The organism is Paenibacillus lycopersici (assembly GCF_010119935.1).
Classification (GTDB): Bacteria; Bacillota; Bacilli; order Paenibacillales; family Paenibacillaceae; genus Paenibacillus_Z; species Paenibacillus_Z lycopersici.
The window spans coordinates 5,489,044-5,504,536 of sequence record NZ_CP048209.1 but is presented as its reverse complement, the minus strand read 5'-3'; the positions used below and the strand labels follow the sequence as shown (position 1 = coordinate 5,504,536).

The 15,493-nt window shown below is 57.2% G+C and carries 12 protein-coding genes; 7 read left to right on the top strand and 5 right to left on the bottom strand.

Annotation, left to right across the window (positions count from 1 at the left end; genetic code table 11):
* Positions 1–87: 87 nt before the first annotated feature.
* Together GXP70_RS24150 and GXP70_RS24145 are read left to right on the top strand one after the other, a co-directional pair.
* Positions 88–1,590 (top strand): IMP dehydrogenase, encoded by a 1,503-nt coding sequence (locus tag GXP70_RS24150; protein ID WP_162359192.1) that lies wholly within the window; start codon positions 88–90, stop codon positions 1,588–1,590.
* Between the two features lie 190 nt (positions 1,591–1,780).
* Positions 1,781–2,317 carry a GNAT family N-acetyltransferase gene (locus GXP70_RS24145; protein WP_162359191.1) on the top strand — a complete coding sequence of 179 codons (537 nt, stop codon included), beginning with the start codon at positions 1,781–1,783 and terminating at the stop codon, positions 2,315–2,317.
* 53 nt (positions 2,318–2,370) lie between these two features.
* Here the strand turns inward: GXP70_RS24145 and GXP70_RS24140 are convergent, their stop codons facing one another.
* Positions 2,371–2,979: a DUF2087 domain-containing protein gene (locus GXP70_RS24140; protein WP_162360656.1), complete on the bottom strand. Its 609-nt coding sequence runs from the start codon at positions 2,977–2,979 to the stop codon at positions 2,371–2,373.
* 789 nt (positions 2,980–3,768) lie between these two features.
* Here GXP70_RS24140 and GXP70_RS24135 point away from each other — a divergent pair.
* Positions 3,769–4,473: an MBL fold metallo-hydrolase gene (locus tag GXP70_RS24135; protein WP_162359190.1), complete on the top strand. Its 705-nt coding sequence runs from the start codon at positions 3,769–3,771 to the stop codon at positions 4,471–4,473.
* Positions 4,474–4,578: 105 nt separating this feature from the next.
* Here the strand turns inward: GXP70_RS24135 and GXP70_RS24130 are convergent, their stop codons facing one another.
* From GXP70_RS24130 to GXP70_RS24120, 3 genes are all read right to left on the bottom strand, one after another.
* Positions 4,579–5,655: an RluA family pseudouridine synthase gene (locus GXP70_RS24130; RefSeq protein WP_162359189.1), complete on the bottom strand. Its 1,077-nt coding sequence runs from the start codon at positions 5,653–5,655 to the stop codon at positions 4,579–4,581.
* 134 nt (positions 5,656–5,789) lie between these two features.
* On the bottom strand, positions 5,790–7,091 hold the full coding sequence (locus GXP70_RS24125) for a hypothetical protein (protein WP_162359188.1): 1,302 nt from the start codon (positions 7,089–7,091) through the stop codon (positions 5,790–5,792).
* A gap of 524 nt (positions 7,092–7,615) precedes the next feature.
* A complete protein-coding gene (locus GXP70_RS24120) occupies positions 7,616–8,449 on the bottom strand; it encodes a phytanoyl-CoA dioxygenase family protein (protein WP_162359187.1) in 834 nt (277 codons plus the stop codon).
* A 170-nt stretch (positions 8,450–8,619) separates the two neighbouring features.
* Between GXP70_RS24120 and GXP70_RS24115 the strand changes: the two genes are divergently transcribed.
* The 4 genes from GXP70_RS24115 to mgrA all read left to right on the top strand — a co-directional run bounded on the left by GXP70_RS24115 (position 8,620) and on the right by mgrA (position 14,251).
* A complete protein-coding gene (locus tag GXP70_RS24115; RefSeq protein ID WP_162359186.1) occupies positions 8,620–9,501 on the top strand; it encodes a helix-turn-helix transcriptional regulator in 882 nt (293 codons plus the stop codon).
* A 131-nt stretch (positions 9,502–9,632) separates the two neighbouring features.
* Positions 9,633–11,183, top strand: a complete 1,551-nt coding sequence (locus tag GXP70_RS24110; RefSeq protein ID WP_162359185.1) for a stalk domain-containing protein — start codon at positions 9,633–9,635, stop codon at positions 11,181–11,183.
* A gap of 169 nt (positions 11,184–11,352) precedes the next feature.
* Complete coding sequence (locus GXP70_RS24105) at positions 11,353–13,173, top strand: B12-binding domain-containing radical SAM protein (protein WP_162359184.1); 1,821 nt, start codon at positions 11,353–11,355, stop codon at positions 13,171–13,173.
* 82 nt (positions 13,174–13,255) lie between these two features.
* Positions 13,256–14,251: an L-glyceraldehyde 3-phosphate reductase gene (gene mgrA / locus GXP70_RS24100; RefSeq protein ID WP_162359183.1), complete on the top strand. Its 996-nt coding sequence runs from the start codon at positions 13,256–13,258 to the stop codon at positions 14,249–14,251.
* Between the two features lie 131 nt (positions 14,252–14,382).
* On the opposite strand, the gene GXP70_RS24095 is transcribed toward mgrA, so the two are convergent.
* On the bottom strand, positions 14,383–15,402 hold the full coding sequence (locus tag GXP70_RS24095) for an SDR family NAD(P)-dependent oxidoreductase (RefSeq protein ID WP_162359182.1): 1,020 nt from the start codon (positions 15,400–15,402) through the stop codon (positions 14,383–14,385).
* Positions 15,403–15,493: the final 91 nt, after the last annotated feature.

The following is a 15,493-nucleotide window of genomic DNA, read 5'->3' as shown; positions in this document are numbered from 1 at the left end:
AATTACGCCTGCCATTGCGCGTTTCAGGGCGGTGTGATATGCTTGTAAAAATTTATCCGGAATTCACCTTACAGGAGGCGACATTGCTTGGCACACTTTTACATGGAACCGTCCCGCACCTTCAGCGAATTTCTGCTGGTGCCGAACTTGACGACCAAAGCTTGCAACCCGGCGAACGTCTCGCTTAAGACGCCGATCGTGAAGTACAAGAGGGGCGAAGCGCCGAAGTACGCGCTCAATATTCCGTTCTCTTCCGCCGTCATGCAGGCGGTATCGGATGATCGGATGGCCGTCGCGCTGGCGCGCTGCGGCGGCATCTCGTTCATCTTCGGCTCGCAGTCCGTCGAGAGCCAGGCGGAGATGGTCCGCAAGGCGAAGAGCTACAAGGCCGGCTTCGTCGTCAGCCGTTCCAACCTGACGCCGGACCATACGCTGAAGGACGTGCTGGAGCTGAAGGAACGGACGGGCCATTCCACCGTCGCCATCACGCATGACGGATCGCCCAAAGGCAAGCTGCTCGGCATCGTAACGGGCCGCGACTACCGTGTCAGCCGCGATGCGCAGACCAAATCGGTCGGCGATTTCATGACGCCGTTCTCCAAGCTGATCTACGGCAAATCCGGGATTACGCTGTCGGAAGCGAATGATCTCATCTGGGATCACAAGCTGAACTGCCTGCCCGTCGTCAGCGACGAGGGCAACCTGGAATACCTGGTCTTCCGCAAAGACTACGACGAGCATAAAACGAACCCGACCGAGCTGCTCGACGCGAACAAGAGCTACATCGTCGGCGCGGGCATCAATACGAAGGATTACACGGAACGCGTTCCGGCGCTGATCGAAGCGGGGGTAGACGTGCTCGTGATCGACTCCTCGGACGGCTATTCCGAATGGCAGAAGGACACCATCGAATACGTGAAATCGAATTTCGACGACGTCAAGATCGGCGCGGGCAACGTGGTCGACCGAGAAGGCTTCCTGTACCTGGTCGAAGCCGGCGCGGACTTCATCAAGATCGGCATCGGCGGCGGTTCGATCTGCATTACGCGCGAACAGAAGGGCATCGGCCGCGGCCAAGCGTCCGCGTTGATCGAAGTGGCGGCGGCGCGCGACGAATATTTCGAACAGACCGGCATTTACGTTCCGATCTGCTCGGACGGCGGCATCGTGCACGACTATCATATTACGCTGGCGCTGGCGATGGGCGCGGATTTCGTCATGATGGGCCGCTACTTTGCCCGCTTCGACGAGAGCCCGACGCGCAAGCTGAAGGTCGGCAACAATTTCGTGAAAGAGTTCTGGGGCGAAGGCTCGAACCGTGCCCGCAACTGGGAGCGGTACGACACCGGCGGCAAGGCCGGCCTTATGTTCGAGGAGGGCGTCGATTCGTACGTGCCTTACGCGGGCAGCCTGCAGGAGAACCTTGGCAAGACGCTGCACAAGATCAAGTCGACGATGTGCAACTGCGGTTCCATTACGATTCCGGAGCTGCAGCGCAACGCGCGCATCACGCTCGTATCGGCGACAAGCATCGTCGAAGGCGGGGCGCATGATGTCATCCTGAAGGAAAACAACATTACCGGCGAGTAAGAAACCCGCCGCGAGACAAGAAGCGAAGGCTGCCGGATCCGTTGCGGGTCGGCAGCCTTCTTCATATCGTTATTGGTATATGCGGCATTGAAGGAGTCGGATTCGACGCGATTATCGGCTGATGCGGAAGGAACCCGGCAAGGCAGCCGAGAATAGGTTCTGTATACCGACGTTGAAGGTGGGATTCGAGATGACAATTGACATTCGTCCAATCCGCGCTGAGGATTACGCCGCGGCGCATGCGTTTCAATGCGAGTACCTGGACAGGGAGTCTTACGAAGAATTCGAGGCGCGCGCGAAGGCTAATCCCGATCTGTATTTGGCGGCGTTCGCGGGCGGCGAGCTGATCGGCATCGTCTATGGGCACCCTTCGCGGAGAGAAGCGGGCGCCGCAGCCCTGCAGGGCATTGCGGTCACGCTCGACGAGACGAAGCGGCTGGCGAGAACGGGCATCGGTTCGCGTCTGATCGCGTCGTTCGAAGAGGCCGTGCGGCGAAGAGGCTTGCGCGAGATCTCTCTCGGCGCGGCCGACGATTTGAAAGTCGAGCTGTTCTATGTGAAGAACGGCTACCTAACCAATGAACTGGTCGCCATGAATGCCGATTATGAGCAATTGGAGCGCGCCCCGATCGCGGATTACGCTTCCGGCAAGGAAAGGCAGGAGCAGCTTCGAAGCAAGCATCAAGCGCATCAGGTCATCTTCATTTTCGGTAAAATCGTAGGCTGATCGCGGCTTGCCGCGAAAGACGCCCGTGCGGGCTGCCGGCCCGCCGGGCCGGCTTACGCCAGCGTCTCCCAGCGCTCCCACATTGCCTTCGGATTGCGCTCGTACACTTCCGATTCCCGGTACATGTACGCGTGCATGATGAATTCCCGCCGAATCGTGGCGAAGTCGGGATGAAATTGCTTGATGTATTCGTTCAATTCTTTCTCCGTGTACGCGCGGCCTTCGTCCAACCGCTCCGCAAGATGCTCCAGCACGATCCGCTTCTTCTTCAATTGCGCCGGAATATGCTTCAGCTTGCCGTCCGCCGTGAAGAAATTGCGCAGCACGGACTGCTTCAGCCGTTCGTTCTTCTCGTCCATCGGTTCCGCCTCCTTGATCTCGGCATTGGCGGACTTCGAGAGCAAGATGCTCAAGGAGCCCTCGTATTGCTTCAGAAAATAATGATCCAGCGAGAAATAGATCGCGTTCTTGTCGCGGCGCTCATGGATCAGGCTGACCGCGCGCAGCTTGGCGGCATGGTGCGTAATGGTGGCGGGGGAGAGGCATAGCTTCTCGGCCAGCGATTGTCCGGTCAGCTCGCCTTCGGCAAGCAGGATGAGCATCCGAATGCGGGTGGGATCGGCCAGCGCTTTGTGATAATTGACGATTTTGTCCAGCTGCATCATGGCGGTACCGCCTTTCTTGAATGCGATTGTCATTGATTTAATGGATGTCTAATTAGATATTAATCGAATTTAATGGCCGCAGTCAAGCGGCAATCGCCTGCCGGGCAAGCCTACCCGAGCGAGCCTGCCAAGCAAGCCTTCGCTAATGGCAGCTGCCGATCGCCATTATCCGGGCAACGCTAATAGGGATTCCGCTTGTCCGCTGACAACCGAAATCCCTATCCGTTCCATAACCTATTCAATTGACCTTTGCACTCCGTTCCAAATGCTTCAATCACATTTTCAGATTTTCAATGCCGCCCGATTTCATCCCGATCATCATTCCATACCGGATCCCGCATGCTCCGCTTCGCAACCCGAGCTGCTTTTTTCCAGGGCCTGATCGGATCATGCTTCGCTGACCTTCTCCAATGGACTATCCCCTCTCCGTATGAAAGTGGACTGCCGATCAATCGGTTTCGAATGCGCCTCCTTCAGGAGCTTCGGCGAGGAGCGGCGTTCGTCTTGATTGATCTGACTTCAGTGTACAATCTTATTATAATATTGTAAATATTCAGAAAATTATAAAAACAACCGAATTTACAATAAAACAGCGCTTTTTCTGCCGGTTGCTCGCCTATCTTTACAATTGCTTCATTTGACGAACGCTGTCGCAATCCTGTCGATTGGGCCGGAGCCGGGCCGGTCTTTCAGGAAACCGTACATGAACGGATTGACAGCGAGGGCTGTCATCCGTTATAGTATAACCAGCGGTTAGTAACCAGTGGTTACGGGAGGCGGAAAATAATGAAAGCAGAACGGATATCTGAGCATGTATGGAGCTTGAGCACGTGGATGATTATTCCGATTCATGTATGGGCGGTCGTGGAGCAAGACGGGATTACGCTGGTGGATGCGGGTATATCCATGATGACGAAAGGGATCGCGTCGTTCGCCGAGCGGACGCTCGGACTTCCCGTTCGCCGGATTGCGCTGACGCACGGCCATTCCGACCACACGGGCGCCATCCAAGGGCTGCTTGCCAAGTATCCGGGCGCGGACGTGCTTGCCCACGAGATCGAAATTCCGTACATGGAAGGACGGACGATCTATCCGCGCCGCAAGAGAGCGCAGCAGTCCGTCGAGCGGGGGCTTGCTCAGCCGCTGCCGAAGACCGAGAGCGGAGAGCTGGCGATGGTCGGCGGGCTGTCCGTGCATCTGACGCCGGGCCATTCGCCCGGTCATGTCGTGTACTATCACGAGGCGGACGGCGTGCTGCTGACGGGGGATTTGTTCACGTCGAAGCGGGGGAAGCTGAAGAAGCCGATGCCGATGTTCACGGGGGATATGGCGGAAGCGATCAGGAGCAGCGAAATCGTCCGGAAGCTTCGCCCGCGGCGGCTGGAGGTATGCCATGGGAACTCGGTGTTCCGTCCGGCGGAACAATTGGACGCGTACCAGAGCAGCTGGCGGTCGGAAGCGGCTAACGGCGGCATTACTTTAACGAAATAAGCTTGCAAATCGCAAATAAGCGCATCGGCCGACTGCTGTGGCCGATGCGCTTGTTTGCTTGGAACGCGTTGTCGTCGAAATGCGCGCTGCGGTTCGATTGTTACCCTACCTGGGACTAAAGCCTTCTTTGAACGGATTCAGGAACGCTTTCGGAATATCGGTTTCGAACCGGACGAGCGCTCCCGTCGACGGATGCTTGAACGCCAGCACGCGGGCATGCAGGCCAAGACGGCCGATCGCCCTGGAGCGGGAGCCGTACTTCTTGTCGCCGACGATCGGATGGCCGATATCTTCCATATGCGCGCGGATCTGGTTCTTCCGTCCGGTCTCGAGCGACACCTCCAGCAGGGAGAAGTTCGCGTTGCTTTGCAGCACTTTGTAATGTGTCACGGCATGCTGCGCGTCGGTCGGGTTGCTCGTCGCGTACATCTTCAGCGTCTTGCTCTCCTTCAAGTAGGTGGAGATCGTTCCCTCCGTCTTCTTCACTTTGCCCTCGACAAGCGCGATGTACGTGCGCTCTTCCACGCTGTCCTGCCATGTCGTCTGCAGCTGCTGCTGCACATGCTCGCTCTTCGCGAACATCATGACGCCGGACGTATCGCGGTCCAGCCGGTGGACGACGAAGATCCGGCTGCGCGGATCGGCCGTGCGGACATGTGCCGTAAGCTGGCGGTAGGCGGTCAGCTCGTTCTCCTGCTCGGAAGCGATGGAGAGGAGGCCCGCATCCTTGAGCACGACGATCACGTCATCGTCCTCATGCAGGATGGTCAGCCCGATCAGCGGCGGTTTCTCGGCGATGCGCTCCTTGGATACGGTAACGGTCTGGCCGGGCTGAAGCAGATGGTTGTACATCTTCGACGGCGTGCCGTCGACGGCGATTTGCCCGCGGCTCAGCATGGCTTTCAAGGCGTTGCGGCCTTCGCCGGTCACATGCCCGAGCAGGAAGGCGAGCAGCTCCGCCGGTTCTTTCACCGCGAAGCTGCGTGCGGCGGGCTTGGCGTGCGGCTTCGCGGCCGGAGCCGGCCGGGCCGCCGGCCGGCTTGTTCCGGGCTTGGCATGCGAGCGCGCGCGGCCGCCGGCTGGCGCGGATTTGCCGCGCGCGGACGACGTGCCGCCCGCCGCAGTCTTGCCTGGCGCTTTGCCGGGCGCGGCGCCGGATTCATATGGACGTTTCTTGTTCATGGTTCCTATACGCTCCTAAACGTTCGATCTGCTTCTTACTATACCGAAAGCGGGGTGACGTATCAAACCATCGCCGAAAAAGCGAGGAACGCCTCTTCGGCGATGCTTCGCGATCAAACAGTTCGCGCTAACCGCTATGAGGTCTTCTGACCGATGGCTAAAAGCTTGCTTCCCGCAATATAAACGGTGCCGTCGTTCCCGATAACTGCGGGGGTGGTTATCGATTGATCGATCGGCAGCTGCCAATTATACTTCTTGGATCGATAGTTATAAGAAACGACGGACAGCTCGTTGGCCGTGAAATCCTCTCGCGGATAGATGAGGTTGCTGCCGCTATCGATCGTAATGTCGTTGACAGGGATCAAATTGTTCGGACTCCTGTACAGCTTGCTTCCATTCGAATGGAATACTTCTTGTCCTGCGACGAGATCGCCTTTCTTGCTTATTGACAGATTCCAGTTCGCGACACCGCTTATTCGAATCGTCGTCATTAATTTGCCCTCGAGATTAAGGACATAGACATGATCCTTGCTCAGCAGATACATGCGATTATTATAATAAACCGGCTCAGCATGGTGATAATTCCCTTGGTACGCAAAGAATTTCGTCACCGTTCCTTGCTTGCTTATTTTCAATACCTCTCCTGAAGCCGTCGCCCCGATCGAAGTCGTTTTACTGATTTTCTTCCAATACCCCTTGCTCTTCGTGACATACAATTGCCCTTTGATGAAAACCGGCGAAGAGAGAAAAAGGGGATTGTTTTTGGTCGATTCGATCGATGTTCTAACCAGCAGCTTGCCTGACGAAGATAGGAGGAAGACCTGCAGATCCTTCTTGAAATCAATCGGTTCGCTAATTTTATGCACGGTTGGCAGTACGGAGGTGTATTCGCCCGAGAACGCGATCATGCCATCGGTGTCTACGGCGACATTGTTGGTCGTCGGATGAATGAATGTATCTTCGAATTGTCTCTCCCATAGCAGCGTTCCGTCGGTTGCGTATTTCGATAGCACGGCTGCGTAGCCATCGTAATCATCTTTCCCGTTATCGTCGGTATGGAAGTTCCCCCCTGTGCCCAATGAACCGAGCACGATCAAATATTTATCCTGCGCCAGCGCTAGCCCTACGCCCCAATTGCCCGTTATCGGCTTGGTCCAGCTTACTTTGCCCGATGGCAGGACGGCCGTCAGTTGCATGACCGAGAACCGGTCCGATGAAAGTACGTAGAGCGTGCCTTTGGAATCGATCACGAAGCGGTCGGCATCCCCCTTCAAAGGAAGCGTCCACTTCATGGATGGTTTCGTTGTCGCTGCATAACCGGATTGCCGCGACCATTGGTCGGTGGCATGAATGGAAGCCGCCGATTCCGCCTGAATCGGCATGCATAAGCCGAGTAAGCAGATTGCCGCAATAAATGCGCTTACTACTTTCTTCATCGCATATTTCCCCTCGCTGTAATTCGGTTGGATTTCTTCCGTTATCTCTTATATATATCGGAATATCTTTCCAAAAGATAATCCCGATAGGATGGCATCGATAGGGTCGCATTCAAGTCGAACGCTTAACGCGTACCTCCTCCACGAACAGACATAGGCGGGCGGACAGAGGATCCGCTATGTGATCGCAATCGGCGTTTTGGAGGCAGCGATCGGACAGAGGATGCGTGAATAGCTCCGGAAAGCAGCCAAAAAACGCCTTTCGGCAGAAATAGCGAATCTCCTGTCCGGCAGCGAGCGAGAAATCGATGGATACGAGCAATTAAAGGATCTCATGTCCGTCTCCCTCGGCCGTTCATGACAGGTTAGAATAGGAGCTTCGGTATGCAAGCAAGGAGCAGAGAAAAAGACCCAAGAGGATGCAGAGCTAGCTCTGCCCATCTTGGGTCTTGGCGGTTTTGCTTTTTAGAGCTGTCCCCCGACTTGCTTACGGGACCGGGACATCCCCGGTTTTACGGCCAAACTTAAATTTGCACCTTCGCCTTGTTGAACACTTCAGGGAAATGGTCGCCGACCAGCAGCTCGCCCGGCTTGACGTTGACGTACGAGAGCATGACGTGCTCGCCGACCGGCTCGTAGCGCGTATGGCCGGGCATGTAGTGAACGGCGATGGCGCGGCGCTTCATCTCGGAACGGTTGTGCGGGCTGCCGTGCCATGTCAGGCAGTGGTGGTAGCCGACTTGGCCCTTCTTGATCTCGAACGGCACCGCTTCGACGACGGCGTTGTTCGGCAGCATTTCCGGCTGCTTATGGAACGGCTTGAAGTCCTTCGTGCTGGACAAGTAACGCTGATGATTGCCCCACTTGTGGCTGCCGGGCACCATCCACATGCAGCCGTTCTCGATCACGGCGTCGTCCAGCGCCACCCATGCGCTGACCAGATCGGCCGGCTGGATGATCGGCCAGAGCGGGTGATCCTGGTGCCATGCCGTAGGTCCGCCCGTTACCGGCGGCTTGTATTGAATCTGATCGTGCCATATCCGCAGCGAGTTCGTGTGGGAGAGCTGCGCGACTTCTTCGCAAATTTGCGGATGGGCGGCGTGCTTCAGGAAGCGGTCGCTGGCCATCCAGATATTGACGATTTGCACGACGCGCTCGCTAGCGATCATTTTCATGTTATCGTAAGGAGAATCGGATTCCAGCATGTTGCGGTTCAGTACCGGACGCGCCACCGTCTCTCCGTTCATGACCTTATCCAGCTCTTCGCGAAGCGCCTCCACTTCATCGTCGCCCAGTACGACGTCGCCTTTAAGAAAGCCGTTCTTTTCAAATTCGTCCAATTGTGCTTGACTTAACATAGTATGAATTCCTCCCTGAGTCATCGTCATTGGCTTGCCGTGCTATGAGGTAATCATATCGCATGATGTAAGCGGTGTATTTACACAGACAAAACAGGGCTTTGCACTTTTCTAATATCCTGCGTACCGCTTCAAAAACCCGATCCGTGGAATGAAAGGAGTCATGACTGATGAACCAGGGCGAAGGCGGCATCCTTATCGGAGCGCTCGAAGAGCTGCAGCCCGCGGTCAACTTTGCGAGCCATGCCCTGACCGAGGCCGGGAACGTATACGGTCCCCGGACCAATCCCGATTATCAATTGTTCTACCTGCTGTCCGGCCGGGCGAGAATCGTCATCGGCGGCGAAGCCTGCACGATCGGACCGGGCGAGTCGGCGCTGTACGGTCCGGATTGTCCGCACTCCATTACGATTCTGGAGGACGCCGTATTCATCGGCATTCACTTCCTGTTCCGCCACGCTTCCCCCGTTCCGGTGCATCCGGCCTTTACGATCCGGAACTGCAGCGAGGAGGCGCTTGCCGAAGGACGAAGATCCGCCTATAAGCTGGCGCTCGGCGAAGGCGAAGAGCTGGAGCTTCCGCCGTTCATGACGATCGCCGGCATCGAGCCGATCCTGATGCGGATCGTCAAGGAATATATGAACGAACAGCCCGGGTACGCCATGCTTCTCCGTTCGCTCATGACGGAGCTGCTGCTGTCCATGGTCCGCCACCGGCTGGCCGACAGGCCGAAATCGGCGGAGCACGGCAAGATCGAGCCGGCGCTGCAGGCGATCCACCGCGAGCCGGAGAAGAACTGGACCGTGGCCGAGCTGGCGGCGATGTGCGGCTATCACGCGATCTATTTCTCGTCCCTGTTCCGGAAATGCACGGGCGAGAACCCGAAGCAGTACCTGATTTCGCAGCGCATCCGCAAAGCCAAATTCTATCTCTTGAGCGGCGAGAAAATGGAAGCGATCGCGGAGCGGCTCGGCTATACGAGCGTTCATTATTTCTCGCGCAATTTCAAGGAAGAGACGGGACTGACGCCCACGGAGTTCAAGCAGCAGTAGGGCGGAGGTCTATGAAACCGGAATCCTAGCATTTCCAAATAGTTTCACGCCGAATTCATAGACAAACAAATCTCGCAATGGTACCATGAATCAATGCTACTTTTTAGGAGATTATTGGAGGAAATGCCCACGTGAATGTAATAGTCGGTTTCAAGAAGAAAATGCTCTCGTCCGTCCTTGCAGCCGGTCTCGTTCTGACCCCGCTGTCCGTGCTCGGCATGCCGCACTCCGCGTCGGCGGCCGCTTCGACCGCCGCGCAGACGGCCGCGATATCCGTAACGATCGATGGCGCTAAGCTGGCGCTTAACCCATCCCCCGTCATGATGAACGGAACGACGTTCGTGCCGATGCGCGCCATCTTCCAGGCGCTGCATGCCAGCGTATCCTGGGAAGCCGGCACGAAGACGATTTTCGCGGTCAAGGACGGAACGACGATTTCGCTTCAGCTCGGGTCGAAGCAAGCCGTCATCAACGGCCGCGCGTCCGCGCTGTCGGCGGCGCCGCAGCAGATCAAAGGGTCGACGATGGTGCCGCTTCGTTTCGTAGCCGAAGCGCTGAAAGCCGACGTGCAGTACGATTCGAAGAAGCATGTCATCAGCATCCTGTCCGCCGAAGCGATCTCGAAGAAGCTGGACGAGCAGTGGGAGAAGGAGCAGGAGGCGTCCAAGCCGAGCCTGCTTACGGCCAAGCAGATCGTCGCCCAGAACGACAGCAAAGTCGTCATGGTGTCCACGGATATGGGTCTCGGCAGCGGCGTCGTCATCGATACGGACGAAATCGTGACGAACTTCCACGTCGTCGCGGATGCGAAGGAAGCGACCGCGACGCTTCTGAACGGCAAGGAAGTGCAAATCGCAGGCATCGTCGGCTACGACAAGGACTATGACCTGGCGATCTTGAAGACGAAGACGCCGCTCAATATCGCGCCTGTCGATATCGGGCTCGGCGTCTCCAAGGGCGATCACGTCGTGGCGATCGGCAGCCCGCAGGGCATTCAGAATACGGTATCCGAAGGGCTCGTCAGCAATGTCTCCGCGTCGTACGGCAACCCTTACGAATACCAGATCAGCGTGCCGATCGACCACGGCAGCTCGGGCGGCGGTCTATTCAACGATTACGGGCAACTGATCGGCCTCACTTCGGCCGGCATCGACGATTCCACGGCGGACCTGAATTTCGCCGTCAGCTCGATGCATATCCTGTCGCTGATGTACGACCTCGCGGAGAATCCGCCGAAGAAGATCGAGTTCCTGCCGAGCGATCTGCCGGATACGCTGAAGGGCGCTTCGCTCGATACGATCCAGGAGCTGATGGAGGATCATTTCGCCGAAATCCAATCGTCGCAAGGAACGACGGAGCTGCAGCAGTTCAAAGTAACGCGCGACGCGGACGGCTGGCTCGTCATCGAGGCGCTGATCGATCCGAGCTTCTACATGCTGTACGGGCATGCGGCAAGCGAAGATCTCCGCTATTGGGCGATCAATACGGGCTACAAGCTGCGCCAGCTGCTGCCTGACGACAACATCCAGCTGACGGTGTACTACGAGCAGACGTTCAGCTTCAAGCCGCGGGGCTTCGACGCCGACGAAGTGACGGATCTCGGCGACGGCAAGTGGCGCGTCCGCTTCCCGGTCATCGACTACCAAGGCAAGGATCACGCGATCGTTCGCGTGGATGCTTGACCAATCGAATAGGTATCGTGAGCGAAAGGCGGCTCCGGCGGAGCGCGGCATGCAGGGCATGCCGCGCTTCCTCGGGCCGCTCTTCTTTTTTGGCGGCGATTTCGCTACAATAGAAGCTAGCTCATGAACAAGCTAGTTCAAATTGCGATGATGAAGGAAGGACGAACGGATGAAAGTCGTACTGGCGACCTTGAACGCCAAATATATACATACTTCGCTTGCGCTTCGCTGTTTGAAGGCGTACAGCGAAAAAGATTTCGATATCGCTATCGCCGAATATACGATCAAGGACCCCGCGATGAACATCGTTGCGGATTTGTTCGCGCACGGGCCCGACGTGATCGGCTTCTCCTGCTATATTTGGAACATCGAAGAGACGATCACGGTCATCGACATGCTCCGCAAAATCAAACCGGAGCTGCACATCGTGCTCGGCGGCCCCGAGGTCAGCTACGATACGGCGCATTGGCTGGAGCGGCTGCCGCAGGTCGATACGATCGTCGTCGGCGAAGGCGAGGAGACGTTCCACCATCTGCTGACGGAGCTGTCCGGCTCCCGCAAGTTCCATCTGGTGTTCGGGCTCGCTTACCGCAAGGCGCACGAGGATGGACGGATCGAGCACATCGTCAACCCGCCGCGCCCGAAGCTCGATCTGGCGACGCTGCCGTCGCCGCACCGTTTTCCCGAGGACGTCTCCCGGCTCGCCAGCCGCGTCGTCTACTTCGAGACGAGCCGCGGCTGCCCGTTCAGCTGTCAGTTCTGCCTGTCGAGCATCGAGGTCGGCGTGCGGTACTTCGATATGGAACGGACGAAATCGGACATTCTGTACCTGATCGATTCCGGCGCGAAGCTAATCAAGTTCGTGGACCGGACGTTCAATATCAAGCGCGACTATGCGCTCGAGATCTTCAAGTTCCTGATCGAGAACCATCGGGGCTGCGTGTTCCAGTTCGAGATTACGGCGGACATCATGCGTCCGGAGGTGCTCGATTACTTGGCGGAGAACGCCCCGCCGGGCGTCTTCCGCTTCGAGATCGGGGTGCAGTCGACGAACGACCTGACGAACGAAGCCGTGCAGCGGCGCCAGAACTTCGCGAAGCTGTCGCGGACGGTCAACAAGGTCAAGGCCAGCGGCAAAATCGACCAGCATCTCGATCTGATCGCCGGCTTGCCGCATGAGAATTACGATTCGTTCCGCAATACGTTCAACGACGTGTTCGCCCTTCGTCCGGAGGAGCTGCAGCTCGGCTTCCTGAAGATGCTGCGCGGCACCGGCATGCGGATCGACGCGGAGAAGCACGGCTACATCTACATGGACCGCGCGCCTTACGAAATTCTCGGCAACGATATTTTGCCGTTCTCGGACATCGTGCGCATCAAGCGGGTGGAGGACGTGCTGGAGAAGTATTGGAACGCGCACCGGATGGACCATGCGCTGCTCTATCTGATCGAGCGCGCGTTCCCGTCGGCCTTCGACTTCTTCCAGTTCTTCGGCGACTTCTGGGAAGGCCGGGGCTGGCAGAAGATCGGCCATCAGCTGGAGGATCTGTTCGCGCGGCTGTGGGCGTTTCTGTCGGAAGACTATACGAAGCGCGCGGAAACCGCGGAGCGGGACTGGTCGCTTGATGTCGCGCTCGGCTTGATGAAGCTCGATTACTTCCTCGGCCATAACTACAAGCCGCGCAAAGTCTGGTGGGACTTCAGCATGGAGAAGGACGATTGGAGCGGCTGGATGAGACGGCTGGCGGAGCGTCCGTCGGGCGTATCCGAGGCGTTCGCCGGGCTCGGCTTGAACGAGAAGGAGCTGCATAAGCATGCCGTCATCGAGCGGCTGCCGTTCGATCTGCGCCGTTATTTGGCCGAGGGCGTCGTATCCAAGGACGAGGAGACGCTGCTCATCGTGATCTACGGCGGGGGCGGCAAGACCGAACAGCGGACGGCGAATTTCTATACGCTGGCGCTGCAGCCGCAGCCGGCGGCTCAAGCATAAGCGGGCTGACAAGCCGGAGCAACTGAGGTAAGATGGAGTAGTCTTCATCCATTCCAATACGTACCAAGAAGGAGCGATCATGGTGGTATACGCAGCAAATCAAGAACGCTACGCATCGATGACTTACAATCGCGTCGGCAAATCGGGACTGAAGCTCCCTGCGATTTCCCTGGGACTTTGGCATAACTTCGGCGGCGTGGACACATACGAGAACGGCCGCGCGATGCTTCGCCGGGCGTTCGACCTCGGCATTACGCATTTCGACCTGGCGAACAACTACGGACCTCCGGCAGGATCGGCGGAAGAAATGTTCGGCCGCATGATGACGTCGGACTTGCAGCCGTACCGCGACGAGCTCGTTATTTCGTCCAAAGCCGGTTATTATATGTGGCCGGGCCCTTACGGCGAGTGGGGCTCCCGCAAATATTTGATTTCGAGCCTGGATCAAAGCTTGAAGCGGATGAACCTGGACTATGTCGATATCTTCTACTCCCACCGCTTCGACCCGGAAACGCCGCTGGAAGAAACGATCGGCGCGCTCGATCACATCGTCCGCTCCGGCAAGGCGCTCTATGTCGGCATCTCCAGCTACAACGCGGAGCAGACGGCGGAAGCGATTGCGATCGCGAACAAGCTCGGCACGCGCTTGCTTATCCATCAGCCAAGCTATAACATGTTCGATCGCTGGATCGAGAACGGCCTGCAGGACGTGCTCCAGGAGAACGGCGTCGGCAGCATCGCGTTCTGCCCGCTGGCGCAGGGCTTGCTGACGAACAAGTACTTGGGCGGCAGCATTCCGGCCGATTCGCGCGCGGCCAGCAAGACGGGCTTCCTGCAGGAATCGGCGGTGTCGCCGCAAACGGTGGCCAAGCTGCAGAAGCTGAACGCGATCGCGCAGGAGCGCGGCCAATCGCTGGCGCAAATGTCGCTCGCGTGGGTGCTTCGCGGCGGACGCGTGACGTCGGCGCTGATCGGCGCAAGCCGCGTCAGCCAGATCGAAGACAACGTCGCGGCGCTGAACAATCTCTCGTTCACGGACGAGGAGCTGGCAAGCATCGAGACGATCCTGCGCGGCTAACGCGCGGCATGCTATGCACGAAGACCGCTTCCCGGAATTGTCGGGAAGCGGTCTTTTTTTGACGGGGGGCTCGTTCATGTTAATTCCTGGCGAACCCTGCCATAGGCGAAGGCGAAATCTCAGTGCAGCAATTACAATTCAAATGTAACGCCCGTCATTTCCTCGCTCAATTTCCATAAACGTTCCGCTTGAAGCTTATCGATAGCCCAAGGCCGCACGCCGAAACGGGATTTCGAATCGGCTGCCACGGCAATGGCAATGTTGTTATCTTCAAGAAAAACGCCTCCAGTCCCGTCTAATTCCGCGGTTGTGGCTGCCCAGGTCTGGGTTGAGGCTCCTTGACCGATGGTTTTATAGTAGTCGTATGCTGTTCGGTTGAATCCGGCTTTCATAGCCGCAATCAAGTTGCGCAATCGGATCAGGCCGAGTTTATTGATCATATTCATAGCCATTCCGCCGCCATTTCCGGAGAAGCGGCCAATGCCTGTCGTAGGCACTAAGCCTGGATGAACGGCAAAGGCTCGTATGCTGTACTTTTTAGCCAAGCCGTCAAGCTCTACGGCAAATAAACTATTCGCCGTTTTTGATTGCGCGTACGCAAGACGCGGTGTGTATTCGGAGCGTTCAAAATGGATATCCCCCCAAATAATCCCTCCCTCACGTTGGGCGCGGCTGGAGACGGCTATCACGCGGGCGCCGTTAGCCTGCTTCAAGGCCGGGAGCAATCGGGCCGTTAATTGGAAATGTCCCAAATGATTGGTCGAGAACTGGGACTCGTAGCCCCGTTTGTCACGTTGCAACGGCGGATACATGATGCCAGCGCTGTTGATGAGCATATGGAGCGGTCGGTTCGACTTCAGGAAATTGCCGGCAAAAGCATCGATTGAAGCGGGATCCATTAAATCAAGCGTGCCGAGTTCTACGTTGGGCAGTTTCCCTATTGCCGTTCGTGCAGCTTCAATGCGTCGGGCAGGTACGAGTACAGTTGCTCCGGCAGCAGATAAAGCCTTGACGGTCTCTAATCCAATTCCGCCGTACCCTCCCGTTACTATCGCGACTCGTCCCGACAAATCGATGCCTTTAACTACCTGCATGGCTGAGCTTTTATAAGTGAATGCACTTCTAATCGGTTGTTGAACGGTCACAAGCATCCCCTCCGCTTTCCCTATTGTGTTACACTTGTAACGTTACGTTGAATATCATAGGGTCAAGGCAGCCAAAAATCAATGTTAGGCGGATCAT

Excerpts from the sequence above, each read along its gene's own strand:
- GXP70_RS24140 (WP_162360656.1), bottom strand. The coding sequence starts at position 2,979 with ATGCAGCTGGACAAAATCGTCAATTATCACAAAGCGCTGGCCGATCCC.
- GXP70_RS24145 (WP_162359191.1), top strand. The coding sequence starts at position 1,781 with ATGACAATTGACATTCGTCCAATCCGCGCTGAGGATTACGCCGCGGCG.
- GXP70_RS24135 (WP_162359190.1), top strand. The coding sequence starts at position 3,769 with ATGAAAGCAGAACGGATATCTGAGCATGTATGGAGCTTGAGCACGTGG.
- GXP70_RS24105 (WP_162359184.1), top strand. The coding sequence starts at position 11,353 with ATGAAAGTCGTACTGGCGACCTTGAACGCCAAATATATACATACTTCG.
- GXP70_RS24120 (WP_162359187.1), bottom strand. The coding sequence starts at position 8,449 with ATGTTAAGTCAAGCACAATTGGACGAATTTGAAAAGAACGGCTTTCTT.
- GXP70_RS24130 (WP_162359189.1), bottom strand. The coding sequence starts at position 5,655 with ATGAACAAGAAACGTCCATATGAATCCGGCGCCGCGCCCGGCAAAGCG.
- GXP70_RS24115 (WP_162359186.1), top strand. The coding sequence starts at position 8,620 with ATGAACCAGGGCGAAGGCGGCATCCTTATCGGAGCGCTCGAAGAGCTG.
- GXP70_RS24095 (WP_162359182.1), bottom strand. The coding sequence starts at position 15,402 with ATGCTTGTGACCGTTCAACAACCGATTAGAAGTGCATTCACTTATAAA.
- GXP70_RS24125 (WP_162359188.1), bottom strand. The coding sequence starts at position 7,091 with ATGAAGAAAGTAGTAAGCGCATTTATTGCGGCAATCTGCTTACTCGGC.